Origin of the sequence: Brevundimonas sp. TWP2-3-4b1, assembly GCF_049897665.1 — a bacterium.
GTDB lineage: Bacteria > Pseudomonadota > Alphaproteobacteria > Caulobacterales > Caulobacteraceae > Brevundimonas > Brevundimonas subvibrioides_B.
Map to the genome: position 1 here is coordinate 45,804 of NZ_JAFCWQ010000021.1, position 15,667 is coordinate 61,470.

The following is a 15,667-nucleotide window of genomic DNA, read 5'->3' on the forward strand; positions in this document are numbered from 1 at the left end:
AATCATATAAGGATATCCTTATATGATGGGAAGACGGAAACCGTCGGTCAGGCCTTCCTCGTCGCGGTCCAAGTCCTGAACCGGACGTGCGCCTTCGACGGCGGTGCGGGTTCCGGCGACGGGGCGTCGGGCAGGGGGGCGAGGCGGCGCTTGTTGACATGTTCGACCGGCGCCTCGGCGATCCTGTCGGGGAACTCGCCGCGGAAATAGAACCGCTGCCACGCCTGTTTGATCGCCTCCGGGTCTCCGGCGGCCATACGGGTATTAAAGTCGGTCCGCACCTGCGACCATTTCCGGTACTGCAGCGCCAGATCGCCCTCGGGGTCCATGCTGGCCCGGACGGGGATGAAGTCTTCGACCCGCCGATGCTGGATCGGCTGCAGGAAACAGAACGGCTCGTCCTTCTCGAACCGGATCACGCCGGGCGCGGTGAAACGCCAGTTCATCGTGAACGGATAGGGCAGCCAGTCCGTCTCGGTCAGACCCTCCAGCGCCTGGATCCCGTGCTTGAACCGGTTCGGCACGCCTGAGGCCCGCATCGCCCAGCCCGGCGGCGTCCGGAACAGCCAGCCGGTGTGAAACGTCAGCACCCCTTCGGTGAAGTGCGAGGCCGCGAAATGATCGAAATAAAGCGCGTCTGCATCGGGCCGGAAGGTGATCGAATCCGCCCCCATCCGACCGTCCCACTCGGCCTCGAACCCGAACGGGCACAGCAGCTCCCACCCCGTGGTGTTGGCCATGGTCAGCGGCAGGCAGCGATACGGATGCCGCCCGGCGAACTCGTCCATCCAGTCGCGCTCGGGCCGGCCGGGAACCATGCGCGGCGGGTCGTCCCGCATCGGATAGCATTCCAGCGTCAGGGCTGTGGTCTGAGCGTCGGCGGCTGCGGCTGCGTCGGTCAATGCAAATAATCTCTGAGAGAGGATGGCTGCACCTTACCCATCCCGTGCATCCCCGCGAAGGCGGGGACCCAGTTCTTTTATGAGGCAGGACGTTTGGGGGCAGCGCTGCGCATGGCCGGGGAAGAGGCCAAAACCTGGGTCCCCGCCTTCGCGGGGATGCACGGGAAAAGAGCGATGCTGACTAGCTGCGAACCACCGGCGTCACCAACGGCTCCCCGGCCACGGCGGCGGCGAGGTTCCGCATCAGCAGCACCAGCATTCCCTGAACCGCCTCCGACGTCGCGCCCCCCGTATGCGGCGTCAGCAGGAGATTGGGCACGTCAGCCCAGCGCGCCGCCGGCGTCGGCTCGGTCTCGAACACGTCCAGCGCCGCCTGGCCCAGCCGGCCGGCCTTCAGCGCGTCGATCAGGGCGTCCTCGTCCACCAGCGAGCCGCGCGCCACATTGACCAGCACCCCGTTCGGCCCCAGCGCCTCGATCACTCCGGCCGAGATCAGCCCCCGGTTGGTCTCATCCGCCCGACAGGCCACCACCAGCACATCGCTGTCCCGCGCTAGCTCCAGCAGCGACTCCGCGCGCGGCCATGGCGAGTCCTTCGCCCTCGGGCCCCACCAGGCGACCGGACATCCCATGACCTCGACCCGTCTCGCCACCGCCTCGCCGATCAGACCCAGGCCGACGATGCCGACCCGCCGCCCCTTCATCGACGGCGTGATCAGCCGCTCGTCCATCGTCCATCCGCCCGCCCTCAGCGTCCGGTCGCCGTCCGCGATCCGCCGCACCGAGCCGAGGATCAGCCCCAGCGCATGGTCGGCCACATCCTCGTGGTTCACCGCCGGGGCATGGGTCACGGGCAGGCCCCGCGCCGCGCACCAGTCCAGGTCGATGCCGTCATAGCCCGAGGTGAAACAGGCGATCAGCTTCAGATTCGGCAGCCGCTCGATTACTGCCGTGTCCAGCGGCGCCTCGCCGAGCACAACCGCCGCCTCGATCAGCCCCTGCGCCTCCACCGGCGGATGCTCCCATAGCCGGTGGACGTCGTAGGCGCTCTCCAGCACAGGCGTGAGCAGCCCGAGCGGCGAGTGCATGATCAGGATGTGCGGGCGATGGGGCATCCGTCCAACCTAGCCACCGAGCCGCCGCATGCAAATGCCGCCTGCTTCCCGACTGGTCCGTCGACAGGTTTAGACATTTGACTTTGTCCGGCAGGAGACGAGGATCGCGCCATGACCAGTATGCCCGGCCTGATGATCGCCTCCTTTCTCGCCCTCGCCGCCTGCAACGCCGGCCCCGGCGAATCCTCGCCCGCGCCCGCCGCCGCGACCGGCGATGTGCTGGGGGTGCGCGACGGGCGCACGACGCTGGTGGTCGGCCAGACCCTGCTGATCGAACTGCCGAGCAACAGCACCACGGGTTATCGGTGGCAGGTCGCGGGGACCCATGACGACCTGCTGCTCCCGGGCGCGCCCTTCGGAGACGAGGTCACCGATCCCCATCCGACGGGCATGGTCGGGGTCGGCGGCGCCACGTCGTGGCGTTTCCGCACCGGACGACCGGGCACGACCACCCTGACCTTCACCTACCGCCGTTCATGGGAAACGAACGCGCCCGCCGAGACAGCGACCTACACGATCACGGTCCGCTGACACCGGCAGGGACAGGGTGCCGCTGGCTGGCCCGGTCCTGCTGCCGATCCTGCTCCAGATATAAGCGAGAGCCTGAGTCACGCTTTCGACAGAAGCGCGAAGCGCTTCCGTCTCAAACGATCAGGCTCTAGCGCCCGAACTTCTGGAACTTGATCCGGTGCGGGATCAGAGCGTCGGTGCCGAGGCGGCGCTTCTTGTCTTCCTCGTAGGCTTCGAAATTACCCTCGAACCATTCGACGTGGCTGTCGCCCTCGAAGGCCAGGATGTGGGTCGCCAGCCGGTCCAGGAACCAGCGGTCGTGGGAGATGACCACGGCGCAGCCCGCGAACTCCTCCAGGGCCTCCTCGAGGTTCTGCAGCGTCTCGATGTCCAGGTCGTTGGTCGGTTCGTCGAGCAGGATCAGGTTGCCGCCGGTGGCCAGGGTCTTGGCCAGGTGGACGCGGTTGCGCTCACCGCCCGACAGCTGACCGACCTTCTTCTGCTGGTCGCCGCCCTTGAAGTTGAAGGAACCGACATAGGCGCGGGTGTTGATCTCGCGCTTGCCGACCATCATCACGTCGGTGCCGCCCGAGATCTCTTCCCAGATGGTCTTGTTGGGATCGAGCGAGTCGCGCGACTGGTCGACATAGGCCAGCTTGACCGTATCGCCGACCTTGATCGTGCCGCCGTCAGGCTGTTCCTGGCCGGTGATCATGCGGAACATGGTCGACTTGCCGGCGCCGTTCGGGCCGATGACGCCGACGATACCGTTGGGCGGAAGCTTGAAGGTCAGGTTGTCGAACAGGAGCTTGTCGCCATACGACTTCTGCAGGCCCTCGACCTCCAGCACGACATTGCCGAGGCGCGGACCAGGCGGGATCTGGATGACGGCGTGGGTCTGGGCGCCGCGCAGGTTTTCCTGCTCGGTGACCATCCGCTCATAGGCGGCCAGACGGGCCTTGGACTTGGCCTGACGGGCCTTGGCGCCGGACCGCACCCATTCCAGTTCGCGGGTCAGGGCGCGCTGGCGAGCCTCGGATTCCGAGTTCTCCTGCACGACGCGCTTCTGCTTCTGTTCCAGCCAGCTGGAGTAGTTGCCCTCGTAGGGAATGCCCTTTCCGCGGTCGAGCTCGAGCGTCCATTTCGTAACGAGATCAAGGAAGTAGCGGTCGTGGGTGACCAGGATTACACAGCCCGGGAAGGCTTCCAGGTGGTGCTGCAGCCAGGCGACGCTTTCGGCGTCGAGGTGGTTGGTCGGTTCGTCGAGCAGCAGCATGTCGGGCTTGGACAGCAGCAGGCGGGCCAGGGCCACGCGGCGCTTCTCACCACCGGACAGGTTGGTCGTCTCCCAGTCGTCGGGCGGGCAGCGCAGGGCGTCCATGGCCATCTCGATGCGGCTGTCGATGTCCCAGACATCACCGGCGTCGATCTTTTCCTGCAGGGCCGTCATCTCGGCCATCAGCTCGTCGGTGTATTCCTCGGCCATCTCGCCGGCGATGGCGTTGAAGCGGTTGACCCACTGCTTCTCTTCGCACCAGGCCTCGACGTTCTCGCGGACGTTCAGGCTGTCGTCGAGGTGAGGTTCCTGCTCCAGATAGCCGCGCTTGATCCCGTCGGCGGCCTTGGCCTCGCCGGTGAACTCCGGGTCGATGCCGGCCATGATCTTGAGCAGGGTGGACTTGCCGGAGCCGTTGACGCCGACGACGCCGATCTTGGCGTCGTTGTAGAAGCTCAGCCAGATGTTCTCGAAGATCTTCTTGCCGCCGGGAAAGGCCTTGGTCAGGCCCTGCATCTGGAAAATATATTGCTGCGCCATGAGGTGCGGTTTCGCCCTGTCGTGATGTCGTGGGGAGGTTGGCGCGGGATGTAGCGACCCCGACGCGTGCTGGCAAACGACATAGGCGCAGGGGAGGGCGGTTTGAAGGCGGCGACGCCCTCCTACCAGCGGAACAGGAACCGCCCCACCACGGCCCCGATCGCGGCCGCGCAGGTGATGCCCATGGAATACCACACCGCCACGAAGGGTGCCGTGTGTTCAGGGCAGTGCAGGCCGTAGAGGGTCGTGGCCAACCCGGCAGTCAGCAGACCGGCGGCCGCCCCGGCCAGCGTCGGCCGCGTCGGCGCGAAGGCCCGCGCGGCCCAGAATACGAACGGCGCGGCGAGGGCGCTCAGCATCAGGATGTTGGGTGCGCAGGCACGGGCCGAGTCGCCCATCAGGGCGGGCATCCGCTCCGGCATCGGCATGGAAACGATGTCGTAGATGGCCAGTCCAGCGACACCCGCCAGCAGGCCGCCGAGCAACAACAGAGGCGCTTTGGCGCTGGCCCCCGGACGTCCCAGCCGCGCCAGCAGCCAGAACGCGATCACCGAAAGCGCGGAGGTGTAGGCGGCCTTGGCCCAGAACGTCGGGCCGATCATCGCCGTCGCCAGGTCGCTGCGGAAGCCGAGCCACAGACCGACTCCTGCAACGACCATCAGGGCGGCGGGAATCATCCAGAGCAGGATGCGGCGTTCGATCTGGCGGCTGCCGGACGGCGGCAGGTCCACGGCCAGGGCCTTGATCAGGTCTTCAGTCTTCATCATACGCGGTCCCGGCCGTCTCGGCCGTGGCAGGTTGGGGGGCGTAGCGGGCGTTCAGCGACTTCAGCGAGCGGTGGATGCTGACCTTAGCGGCGGTCAGGGTGTATCCGTGGTTGGCGGCCGCCTCGGCGACGCTGAGGCCCTTCAGGCGGACATCCTCGATCAGTCGGCGCTGGCGCGTCGGCAGCAGGGACAGGCAACGCGACAGGTCGGCCTGGGTCGCGCCGTCCTCGACCGTGTGATCGGCGAACAGCTCCGATGCCTCGTCGAGGGGATGGGTCGGGCGACGACCCTGACGACGCAGGTGGTCGATCAGCTTGTGCCGCGCGATTGCGAAGGCCCATCCGGTGAAGGCCTGGTTCCGGTCCCACGTGGTCCGCTTGGCATGGATGGCGATCAGGGTTTCCTGCACCAGATCCTCGGCGTCGGCCCCCCCACCGAACAACCGGCGTGCGAAGAAGGGTCGAAAATGAGCGCCCAGATCGGTCAGCAGCACGCGCCACGCGCCTGCATCGCCATCGAGGCCACGCAGCATCAGGGCGCGAAGGTGAGCTTCTCGATCGGACACGGTCGTCCTCTGTTCGCCGGGCTCACGGTCAAAGTTACATTCAGGCGTAGTTGAAGCTGATCGAGATGCGGTCGGCCTTGGCCGCGTTCATCGGCACTTCGTGGCGCAACCAGCTTTCCCACATCAGCACCGTGCCGGCCTGGGGTGCGAGGTAGACGAAGGGCTGCTCCGCCTCGGACGCGTCCGGATCGACCGAGGGGCGCGCCATCATCATCGGCAGGCGCGGGTCCTCCAGCTTCAGGGCCGAGGCGCCGTCAGGGACCTCGACATAGACGGTGCCGCTGAGGAAGGCGTGCGGGTGGATGTGGCCGGAATGGGCGCCGCCGGGCTTGAGGATATTGACCCACATCGTGTCCAGCCGGGGCTTCCGGGCCAGGTCGAAGTTCAGCCCCCGTGCATAGGCCAGGGCGTGTCGGTCCAGATGTTTCTTGAGTTCCGCGAACTCCGGCAGTCGGTGGGGCAGATCGTTTAGCGAACCGTAGGAGGTGTAGCCGCGATAGCCATGCGCCTTGCACCAGGCGCGACCGGCGCCGTCCTCGACCGCCAGCATGCGGCAGGCCTCGGCCAGTTCGACGTTGAAATCGTCGAAGCCGGGGACGGCGGCGAGCGAGGCTTCATAGACCTGGGTGACGAAGAGGGGGCGCAGGGACATGGGGCAGGCCTCTAGCGCGCTGCGGTCCTCTCGTCGCGCGCGATCTGGCCGTCCTTGATCACCAGTCGCACCGCGCGGACGGCGGAGATGTCGGCGGTCGGGTCGCCCTCGACGGCGACGAGGTCGGCCAGCAACCCCGTCCGGACGGCGCCCCGGTCGGTCAGGTCGAAGATGGCGGCGTTGCCCGATGTGGCGGCGATCAGGACCTCGGCAGCGGGCATGCCCTGGGCGGCCATCAGCTCCATCTCCAGCGCGTTGTTCCCGTGCTCATAGACGCCGACGTCGCCGCCCATGCAGATCTCGACCCCGGCTGCGCGGGCGGCGGCGAAGGCGGAACGCTTGGTCAGGACGTTCTGCGGCGCGGGCTCGGCGCCATTCCAGCCGCGATAGCGGGTGATCTGGTCGGTAGCTGCGAGGGTGGGGCACAGCGCCACCCCGTGTTCGGCCATCAGGCGGAAGATTTCCGGCGTTCCCGCGTCGCCGTGCTCCAGGGTGTCGGCGCCGGCGAGGATGGCGCGGCGCATGCCCTCGGCCGTACCGGCGTGAACGGCGACCTGGCGTCCGGCGGAGTGGGCGGCCTCGACCGCCTCGGTCAGTTCGGCCTGGGAGAAGGTCGGACGGCTCGGCTCGCCCGGGCCCCAGCGGTAGTCGGCATAGAGTTTCACCAGGTCGGCGCCCGCCCCGATCTGGCTGCGGACCACGCGGACCAGGTCTGCGCCATCGGCCTCCTCGGCGCCCAGCGGGACCTCGACGCCGGGTTCGAAGCCTTTCGGGCCGTAGGCGCCGGTGGCGACGATGGCGCGTGAGGCGATCAGCATGCGCGGGCCGGGCACGATCTCCTCGTTGATCGCCCGACGCAGACCGGCGTCGGCATAGCCCGCCCCCTCGGTGCCGAGGTCGCGCACCGTGGTGAACCCGGCCATCAGGGTGGCGCGGGCGTGGTTGACCGCCCGGGCGGTGCGCAGGGCCAGCGGCTCGTGCAGCACCTGATCGTCCCAGGACGTCTCGTTGTAGGGGTGCAGGAACAGGTGCGAATGCCCTTCGATCAGGCCCGGCATCAGGGTCTGGCCGGGCAGGTCGATGACGCGGGCGTCGGCGGGAGCTTGGAGGTCAGGTCCTGCGGCCTCGATCCGGTTTCCCCGCACCAGCACCGACCAGCCCGTGTGCGGCCGGGGATCGATCCCGTCGAACACCCGCTCCGGGCGGAGCAGCAAGGCGTCCTGCTCCTGTGCGGGCAGGGCGAACACGAGGGCAGTGAGGATCAGGATCAGGCGCATGGGCGAGACCTTCTGTCTTTCGTCATCCTCCGGCAAGCCGCGCCTTCTCGGCGCAGACCGGGGGGCGCAGCGGCGCGCGAGAGCGCGAACCTGCCGCACACGCAGGTGGGGGCTATCGTGCGTGAACAGATTGCCTTCGGCGCCGCTGGGTCCCCCGATCCCGCTGCGCTCGCCGGAGGATGACGAAAGAGGGGTGTGTGCCTGCGGTGCGTCCGGAACTGACGCTATCCCATGCCATCCAGGCCGCAGAGGTCTTCGCAGCCGGACAGAAAGGAGATCACATGCTGGACTCAGCTGGACAGGCTGGACTCCGGGTCCAATCAAATCCCTCAAACTCTCAAGCGATTAGACTCCCTGGACTCCCTGGACTCACCATCCCAGATCGGCCTCGCCCCTCAGGATCACCTCGGCCTGCGGCGCGTGCTTGGCCCCCGACCGGTCATGCAGGACCAGAGCCGGCAGCAGCCTCAGCGGGGCTTTGCCGGACCGTATCGCCTGCAAAAGCACGCGCTTCGCGGGTTGGTCCGCGTACGGCTGCACCGGCCGGATCGCGAACGAGCCGCATCGTTCGCCGAGCAGGGCCAGCAGGTCTGCGAGCCGGTCCGCTCGGTGAATGACGACGATCCGTCCCCCGTCCCGCACGCCGTCGCTCAGGAATCGCGTCCAGGCGGCCAGCCCGTCGTCGGCGATCCAGGCTCCGCGCTTGGCCGGCGCCGGCGTCCGCAAGGTCGCCTCGTCGTCGAAGAAGGGTGGATTGGAGATGGCCCAGTCGAAACGTGGTCGATCCAGTGCGGCGAATCCTGCGGCGATGTCGGCGTTGAGCACCGCCATTCGATCCGCCAGATGGTTGAGCGCCGCGTTCTCGACCGCCAGTCCGGCCGCCGTTGCATCGCGCTCGACCCCTGTCAGCAAAACGCCCGGCCGCCGGACCGCAAGCTGCGTCAGCACGCCGCCTACGCCGCATCCCGCTTCCAGCACCCGCTCGCCCGACTTCGCGGGCACGGCGGCCGCCAGCAGGGCGGCGTCCATGCCCGCACGATAGCCGTCGGCGGCCTGGATCAAGCTAATCTTCCCGTTCAGGAGCAGATTCGCTTGGGGCGGAGGCAACGATGCGACGGTCACGCGGCTTGACCCTTCATGGCGCGGTCACCATTGTCCGCCGGAACGCGCGGCGGCAAGTCGTCGTTGCGCCGATGCGATGCGATCTCCCCGTGCGTCGTGGTTTTTGAGAGAGTTTTCCGTTGGACGCCGTCACTCTGACCGCTCCCCGCGCCAAGGCCCCCCGGGCCCAGGGCGACGTGGACGCCCTGGCCGCTCTGGCCAGGGTCGATATGGCCGCGGTCGATGCGCTGATCGTCGCGCGCATGCAGTCGCCCGTGCCGGTCATTCACCTGCTGGGCGAACACATCATCGCGGCCGGCGGCAAGCGCCTGCGCCCGCTCCTGACCATCGCCGCCGCGCGGGCCGCCACGGCCGCCTCGGCGGACGTCGATCTGGCCAATCCGGTGAAGCTGGCCGCCTCGGTCGAGTTCATCCACACCGCCACCCTGCTGCACGATGACGTCGTGGACGGGTCCGAGCGCCGCCGCGGCAAGGTCGCGGCGCATCTGATCTGGGGTTCGCCGACCAGCGTCCTGGTCGGCGACTTCCTGTTCGCCCGGGCCTTCGAACTGATGGTCGAGACCGGACAGCTTCGCGCGCTGGGGATCCTGGCCCAGGCCTCCAGCGTGATCGCCCAGGGCGAGGTGCTGCAACTGACCCGCGCCCACGACCTGAACCTGGATCAGGAAACCTATCTGCGGATCATCTCGGCCAAGACCGCCGAACTGTTCGCCGCCGCCGCCGAAGCCGGCGCTGTGGGCATCGGCGCTGACGAGAAGACCTCGTCGGCGGTCCGGTCATTCGGTTTGAACCTGGGCCTGGCGTTCCAGCTGGCCGATGACGCCCTCGATTACAGCGGCTCGTCCGAGGCTCTGGGCAAGAACGCCGGGGACGACTTCCGCGAGGGCAAGGTGACCCTGCCGCTATTGCTGGCCGTGTCCCGCACGCGCGGCCGAGAGGACGCCTTCTGGGAGCGCACGATCAACAAGGGCGAGCGGACCGAAGACGACTTCCGCCGGGCGCGCGAACTGATCGTCGGCACCGGCGCCCTGGCATCGACGCTGGACGCCGCCGACGAATACGCCGACGCTGCCAAGGCGGCCCTCGCCGTCCTGCCCGCCAGCCCCTGGCGCGACGCGCTGGCAGGCCTGGCGGACTTCGCGGTCAGCCGCGCGGCTTAACCTGGATCGTCTCCTCCCTGCGCCGCAGGCGTGGGGAGGTGGCTCGTAGCGAAACGGAGAGACGGAGGGGTTCTTGTCTTGCGGACACGAAGAACCCCTTCGTAAGCTTGCAAGGGCTCGCCGCCACCTCCCCATCCGCCAAGCGGCGAACGGGGAGGAGACATAGAGGCTCTAGCGCAGCGAAGCGGCGAACCTCTGGATGCGGTTGCACGCTTCTTCCAGCACCGATTCCGAGGTGGCGTAGCTGATGCGGAAATAGGGGCTCAGGCCGAACGCCGCGCCGTGGACCACGGCCACGCCCTCGGCTTCCAGCAGGGCGGAGGCGAAAGTCTCGTCGCTGTCGATGACCAGGCCGGCTTCCGTCGTCTTGCCGATCAGGCCGTGGATCGACGGATAGACATAGAAGGCGCCCTCCGGGTTCGGGCAGCGTATGCCGGTCGCCTGGTTGAGCATCGACACGACCAGGTCGCGACGGCGTTCGAACGCCTTGCCGCGCTCGGCGATGAAGTCCTGCGGCCCGTTCAGGGCCTCGACGGCGGCCGCCTGGCTGATCGAGGAGGGGTTCGACGTCGTCTGGCTGGCGACCTTGCGCATCAGGTCGATCAGGGGCTTTGGCCCACCCGCATAGCCGATGCGCCAGCCGGTCATCGCATAGGCCTTGGACACGCCGTTGACCGTCAGGGTGCGGTCATAGAGGTCGGGCGCGACCTGGGCGATGGTCGTGTATTCGAAGTCGCCATAGGTCAGGTGCTCGTACATGTCGTCGGTCAGGACCCAGACCTGCGGATGGCGACGCACGACGTCGGCCAGGGCTTCAAGCTCGGCCCTGGTGTAGGCGGCGCCGGTCGGGTTCGATGGCGAGTTGAGGATCAGCCACTTGGTCCGGGGCGTGATCGCGGCCTCCAGCACGTCGGGGCGCAGTTTGAAGCCGTCCGACTCCTCGCCTGTGACGAAGACGGGCTCGCCGCCGGCCAGCAGCACCATGTCCGGATAGGACACCCAGTAGGGGGCCGGCACGATGACCTCGTCGCCCGGGTTCAGGGTGGCGACGAAGGCGTTGTAGATCACCGGCTTGCCGCCTGAGGCGACGTGAACCTGCGCCGCTGTGTAGGTCAGGCCATTCTCGCGGGCGAACTTGGCGACGATCGCGGCCTTCAACTCCGGCGTGCCGTCAACGTCGGTGTATTTCGTCTCGCCGCGGTGGATGGCGGCGATGGCGGCGGCCTTGATGTTGTCCGGGGTGTCGAAGTCGGGCTCGCCGGCGCCCAGGCCGATGATGTCGCGACCGGCGCGCTTCAGCTCCCGGGCTTTCGCGGTCACCGCGAGGGTGGCGGACGGCTGGACGCGAGCGAGGGCGGTGGACTGCAGGTCTGACATGGCGATTCCCGGGGAGAGGCAAGTTCCTTTACGCAGTCGCGAAAGACGGATCAAACAGTGAGGCTCGCGCACGCGCCGCTACCGGTGCTAAGCCGCCGTTCCATGAAGGGCATCCTCGACTTCATCCTGAACATGGAGGCCCGGCGCTGGCGGACGGCGCTGGCGGCCGCCGTGTTGCTCGGCGCGACCGTGGGTCTGCTGGCCCTCGGCAAAAGCCAGTTCGGGCTGGCGGCAGAGGAAAACCTGGAGGGATGGCTGCAAGGGTATCGCGGCAGTCCGTGGGCCTTTGCCGCGACCGTGGCCCTGTTTGTGATCGCAGCCTTCATCGGGGCGCCGCAGTTCATCCTGATCGCCGCCTGCGTCGTTGCCTTCGGGCCGTCGCTGGGCTTCTTCTACAGCTGGGCGGCGACGGTGGCGTCGGCCGGCGTGACCTACTGGCTGGGACGAGGCACCACAGCGCGGATGCTGGACCGGTTCGGCGGCGCGACCCTGGACCGCCTGAAACGGTTCGTGGGCAAGAACGCCTTCTACGCCAGCTTCATGATCCGCAACGTTCCATCCGCGCCGTTCATCGTCGTCAACATGGCGTTCGGCGCGACCCGCGCCTCCTTTCCCGCCTTCCTCGCGGGATGCGCCCTCGGCGTCCTGCCAAAGACCGCGCTGGTGGCCTTTTTTGGAGGCGCGGTCGTGGCCGCCGTCAGCGGCGACGGAGTCTGGACCTCGCTGATCCTCGCGGCCGTCGCGGTGGCTGCCGTGGGGCTGATGCTGGGCGTGCGGGAGCTCGTGAAGCGTCGCGAGCGGGCGGGCGGCGCAGGGGATTGATCTCCGCCGATCGGGCGGCGTCGAAACCCAAGCGGGGCCGTAACCTGGTCGTGATCGGAAGCGCGCGTTCGAGCCGCATCGGGGCTTGTATTCACCTGCCCATGCGGGCAAACGGGCCACGGCCGGTCAGGCGAGGACGATCAGGAAATCCGTGGCGTATGGGGATACGCGCCGGATGGGGCGTCGCCGGAACCGGTCGAACTGCAGCGCCTTGAAGGCCCCAACCGAACGGTATTCGACCCCCATGAGCTTCTCCCTCTTCGGCGCCATCTCGAACGACATCGCGATGGACCTCGGGACCGCCAACACCCTGATCTACATGAAGGGCAAGGGCATCGTTCTGAACGAACCGTCCGTGGTCGCACTGCGCAACGTTGGTGGACGGAAGATCGTTCACGCCGTGGGTATAGAAGCCAAGCAGATGCTGGGCCGCACACCGGGCCACATGGAGGCCATCCGCCCGATGCGCGACGGGGTCATCGCTGACTTCGAAGTCGCCGAGGAGATGATCAAGCACTTCATTCGCAAGGTTCACAACCGCAAGGGATTCGTGAACCCCAAGATCATCGTCTGCGTCCCATCGGGCGCCACGGCGGTCGAGCGTCGCGCGATCAACGATTCCTGCCTGAACGCCTCGGCCCGCCGCGTGGGCCTGATCGACGAGCCGATGGCCGCCGCGATCGGGGCCGGCCTGCCGATCCACGAGCCGACCGGGTCCATGGTCGTCGACATCGGCGGCGGCACGACGGAAGTCGCCGTGCTCTCGCTGTCGGGCATCGTCTATTCGCGTTCGGTTCGCGTCGGCGGCGACAAGATGGACGACGCCATCATCAGCTACATGCGCCGCAACCATAACCTCCTGATCGGCGAGACGACCGCCGAGCGCATCAAGAAGGACATCGGCACCGCCCGAATCCCGGCCGACGGCGAAGGCCTGTCGATCGAGGTCAAGGGTCGCGACCTGATGCAGGGCGTGCCCCGCGAGGTCCGCATCTCCGAGCGTCAGGCCGCCGAGGCCCTGGCCGAGCCGGTGTCGCAGATCATCGAAGCCGTGAAGGTCGCTCTCGAAGCCACGCCGCCGGAACTGGCCGCCGACATCGCCGACAAGGGCATCATGCTGACGGGCGGCGGCGCTCTGCTGCGAGGCCTGGATGCGGAAATCCGCGATCACACGGGCCTGCCGGTCTCTGTCGCCGACGATCCGCTGTCGTGCGTGGCCATTGGCTGCGGTCGGGTTCTGGAGCATCCCCGGTGGATGAAGGGCGTGCTCGACTCGGCCCTTTGATCCTCCCTGACGGAGGGAGCCATCGATCACGAAGTGGTGGAGGGGCTCCTTCCCGGACAACGAATTCTCGCTTGAATGCTCCGTCTCTTCGCTTCGCCTGGAGCCACCTCCCCCCGGCGGGGAGAGGATTCAGCAAATCCTTGTGATTCCGGCCTAATCGCCAGTTTCAAAGTGGATCGGTTTTTGCGATAGGCTGCATCCAGCGGCGGGTGGCGTCCCGCCGATTCTGACCTCTATTGGAAGGCTAGGCCGTGGCGTTTCGCGACGGACCGTTCGAGTCTCTTAAAGTGCCGCTGGCGTGGACCGCCGCGGTCGTGACCGTGGTCGCCATCATCGCATCGATCCTGATGATCGTGGGGGACCGTCGCCACGATGCGACGGTCGAGGCCTACGGCCCCGTACGCGCGGGCTTCGACGCCGGCGCTGGCCCCGTGAACGGCACCCTGGCCTGGCCAGTGCGCTGGGCGGGCAACGCCACCGACTATGTGAAGGGCTATTTCTTCGCCGTTTCGGAGAACCGCCGTCTGCGCGCCGAACTGGAGGACCTCAGGCCCTGGCGCGACCAGGCCATCGCCCTGAAGAACGTCAACGGCCGCTACGAAGCCATGCTGGGCCTGCGGACCGAGCCGCCCGTGGCCATGGCGACGGCGCGCTCGATCTCGGAATCGCGCGGACCCTTCATCAATGCCCGCCTGCTCGACGCCGGAACGTCGAAGGGCGTGCGCATCGGCAATCCGGTGATCAACGAGGATGGGCTCGTCGGGCGTGTCGTTGGTGCGACCGGCGGGGTCAGCCGCATGCTGCTGCTGACCGACGTCGCCAGCCGAACGCCGGTTCTGATCGATCGCACCGACGCCCGAGCCATGCTGACCGGCGACGGTTCGGGCAATCCGCGTCTGGAGTTCGTGCGCGGTCAGGACTCGGTCCAGGCCGGCGACCGTATTCTGAGTTCCGGCGACGGGGGCGGCTTCCCGCGCGGCCTGCCCATCGGGGTCGCCGCCAAGGGCATCGACGGGTCGTGGCGGGTCAAGCTGTTCAGCGACCGGGGCGCCGTGGACTATGTCCGCGTGCTGCTTTTCCAGGACTTCGGCCAGCTGGTCACGCCCGACGCCCTGAACGCGCCTCCCTTGGCCGGTCTGGGCGCGGCCCCGGCCCCGACCGCAGCGGCTGCCGCCGCCATCGGCGACGCTGCCGCACGCCGGGACCGTGCCGCCGCGGCCGCCACGCCAGCCACGACGCCGACCGTTCCGTCCCCCGCGCCGGCGAGGCCCGCCGAGTGAGACGCCAGGTTGCCATGCGGGTGGTCGGGCCGACCCAGTGGGTCTTCTATCCCGCGCTGGTCGCGATCGCCCTGACTGTCCTGCTGGCCACGCCGGTCGAGCTGTTCGGTCTGAAGCTGCCCGAGCCGGTCCTGCCGCTGATCCTGGCCTTCGCCTGGCCGCTGATCCGTCCGTCGATGATCGCGCCCGCCGTCCTCTTCGGCCTGGGTCTGTTTCTGGACATGTTCTGGGGCGGGACCCTGGGCCTTTGGCCGCTGTGCCTGCTGTCGGTCTATGGCGTCGTCCTGGCCTCCCGGAACCTGCTGGCCGGTCAGGAGACCCAGATCCTGTTCGTCTGGTACGCGCTGTGCGCCCTGGCGGCCTTTATCGTGGCGTATCTGGTGGTCACACTGGATGCAGGCCGGGCGCCCAGCCTGTTGTCCCTGCTGGGACAGGTCGTGCCGACCCTGCTTCTTTTCCCTGCTGCCGACTGGATGATCCAGCGGTTCGATGACGGCGACGTGCGGTTCCGATGAGTGGCGAACCTTCGATCTTCTTTGCCGATGTGAACGAGCGTCAGGGTTCGTTCCTGCGCCGCACGTTCGTGGTCGGCGGGCTGACGGCGCTGGGCGTTACGGCCTTGACCGTCCGACTGGCCCAGCTTCAGGTCGTGCAGGCGCAGGAGTATTCGACCCTCGCCAGCCAGAACCAGTTCAACTTCCGTCTGGTGCCGCCGCCGCGCGGCCGGATCCTGGACCGCAACGGGGTCACCATCGCCGGCAACCGCCCCAGCTTCCGCGTCCTCGTCGTGCGCGACGAGACCAAGGATCTGGATCAGACGCTGGACCTGCTGGGCCGACTGCTGCCCGACACCATCGACCGCCGCCGCGCCATCATCCGTGACGTCAACGCCGCACCGTGGTTCAGCCCCGTGCCGGTCAAGAGCGACCTGAGCTGGGAAGAGTTCGCCAAGGTCAATCTATACGCGCCCGAACTGCCCGGCGTGATGGCGGACATGAACGAGGCGCGCTTCTATCCC

The 15,667-nt window shown here is 67.8% G+C and carries 15 protein-coding genes and 1 pseudogene; 7 read left to right on the forward strand and 9 right to left on the reverse strand.

Features of this window, described 5'->3' with window-relative positions; genetic code table 11:
* Positions 1-47: 47 nt before the first annotated feature.
* The gene (locus ACP7A5_RS14510; protein ID WP_426042589.1) at positions 48-860 is read right to left on the reverse strand and encodes a DUF6065 family protein; all 813 of its coding nucleotides are present in this window, start codon (positions 858-860) and stop codon (positions 48-50) included.
* A 223-nt stretch (positions 861-1,083) separates the two neighbouring features.
* Positions 1,084-2,016: a 2-hydroxyacid dehydrogenase gene (locus tag ACP7A5_RS14515; protein ID WP_426042577.1), complete on the reverse strand. Its 933-nt coding sequence runs from the start codon at positions 2,014-2,016 to the stop codon at positions 1,084-1,086.
* Positions 2,017-2,127: 111 nt separating this feature from the next.
* On the opposite strand from ACP7A5_RS14515, the gene ACP7A5_RS14520 reads away from it, so the two are divergent.
* The gene (locus ACP7A5_RS14520) at positions 2,128-2,547 is read left to right on the forward strand and encodes a protease inhibitor I42 family protein (protein WP_426042578.1); all 420 of its coding nucleotides are present in this window, start codon (positions 2,128-2,130) and stop codon (positions 2,545-2,547) included.
* A gap of 127 nt (positions 2,548-2,674) precedes the next feature.
* Here the strand turns inward: ACP7A5_RS14520 and ettA are convergent, their stop codons facing one another.
* The 6 genes from ettA to ACP7A5_RS14550 all read right to left on the reverse strand — a co-directional run bounded on the left by ettA (position 2,675) and on the right by ACP7A5_RS14550 (position 8,632).
* A complete protein-coding gene (ettA, locus tag ACP7A5_RS14525; RefSeq protein WP_426042579.1) occupies positions 2,675-4,342 on the reverse strand; it encodes an energy-dependent translational throttle protein EttA in 1,668 nt (555 codons plus the stop codon).
* Positions 4,343-4,464: 122 nt separating this feature from the next.
* Positions 4,465-5,109 carry an NrsF family protein gene (locus ACP7A5_RS14530; RefSeq protein WP_426042580.1) on the reverse strand — a complete coding sequence of 215 codons (645 nt, stop codon included), beginning with the start codon at positions 5,107-5,109 and terminating at the stop codon, positions 4,465-4,467.
* A complete protein-coding gene (locus ACP7A5_RS14535) occupies positions 5,096-5,674 on the reverse strand; it encodes a sigma-70 family RNA polymerase sigma factor (protein ID WP_426042581.1) in 579 nt (192 codons plus the stop codon). The genes ACP7A5_RS14530 and ACP7A5_RS14535 overlap by 14 nt, the downstream gene beginning before the upstream one ends.
* Positions 5,675-5,714: 40 nt before the next feature.
* Positions 5,715-6,326, reverse strand: coding sequence for a TIGR02466 family protein (locus ACP7A5_RS14540; RefSeq protein ID WP_426042582.1), 612 nt, complete (start codon positions 6,324-6,326; stop codon positions 5,715-5,717).
* 11 nt (positions 6,327-6,337) lie between these two features.
* Complete coding sequence (locus ACP7A5_RS14545) at positions 6,338-7,603, reverse strand: amidohydrolase family protein (RefSeq protein ID WP_426042583.1); 1,266 nt, start codon at positions 7,601-7,603, stop codon at positions 6,338-6,340.
* Between the two features lie 369 nt (positions 7,604-7,972).
* Positions 7,973-8,632, reverse strand: coding sequence for a tRNA1(Val) (adenine(37)-N6)-methyltransferase (locus ACP7A5_RS14550; RefSeq protein ID WP_426042590.1), 660 nt, complete (start codon positions 8,630-8,632; stop codon positions 7,973-7,975).
* Positions 8,633-8,901: 269 nt separating this feature from the next.
* On the opposite strand from ACP7A5_RS14550, the gene ACP7A5_RS14555 reads away from it, so the two are divergent.
* The gene (locus tag ACP7A5_RS14555) at positions 8,902-9,885 is read left to right on the forward strand and encodes a polyprenyl synthetase family protein (RefSeq protein ID WP_426042591.1); all 984 of its coding nucleotides are present in this window, start codon (positions 8,902-8,904) and stop codon (positions 9,883-9,885) included.
* A gap of 171 nt (positions 9,886-10,056) precedes the next feature.
* Here ACP7A5_RS14555 and ACP7A5_RS14560 read toward each other — a convergent pair whose 3' ends face one another.
* The gene (locus ACP7A5_RS14560; RefSeq protein WP_426042584.1) at positions 10,057-11,262 is read right to left on the reverse strand and encodes a pyridoxal phosphate-dependent aminotransferase; all 1,206 of its coding nucleotides are present in this window, start codon (positions 11,260-11,262) and stop codon (positions 10,057-10,059) included.
* A gap of 102 nt (positions 11,263-11,364) precedes the next feature.
* Here ACP7A5_RS14560 and ACP7A5_RS14565 point away from each other — a divergent pair, with 102 nt between their 5' ends.
* The 5 genes and pseudogenes from ACP7A5_RS14565 to ACP7A5_RS14585 form a co-directional block, all read left to right on the forward strand.
* The gene (locus ACP7A5_RS14565; protein ID WP_426042585.1) at positions 11,365-12,084 is read left to right on the forward strand and encodes a TVP38/TMEM64 family protein; all 720 of its coding nucleotides are present in this window, start codon (positions 11,365-11,367) and stop codon (positions 12,082-12,084) included.
* 244 nt (positions 12,085-12,328) lie between these two features.
* Positions 12,329-13,369: a rod shape-determining protein gene (locus ACP7A5_RS14570; RefSeq protein WP_303696059.1), complete on the forward strand. Its 1,041-nt coding sequence runs from the start codon at positions 12,329-12,331 to the stop codon at positions 13,367-13,369.
* A 251-nt stretch (positions 13,370-13,620) separates the two neighbouring features.
* Positions 13,621-14,649, forward strand: coding sequence for a rod shape-determining protein MreC (gene mreC, locus ACP7A5_RS14575; RefSeq protein ID WP_426042586.1), 1,029 nt, complete (start codon positions 13,621-13,623; stop codon positions 14,647-14,649).
* Entirely contained in the window at positions 14,646-15,164 is a 519-nt protein-coding gene (locus ACP7A5_RS14580) for a hypothetical protein (protein ID WP_303696061.1), read from the forward strand. The genes mreC and ACP7A5_RS14580 overlap by 4 nt, the downstream gene beginning before the upstream one ends.
* Positions 15,161-15,667: pseudogene (locus ACP7A5_RS14585) on the forward strand (penicillin-binding protein 2); the annotation flags it as partial. The gene ACP7A5_RS14580 and the pseudogene ACP7A5_RS14585, both read left to right, overlap by 4 nt.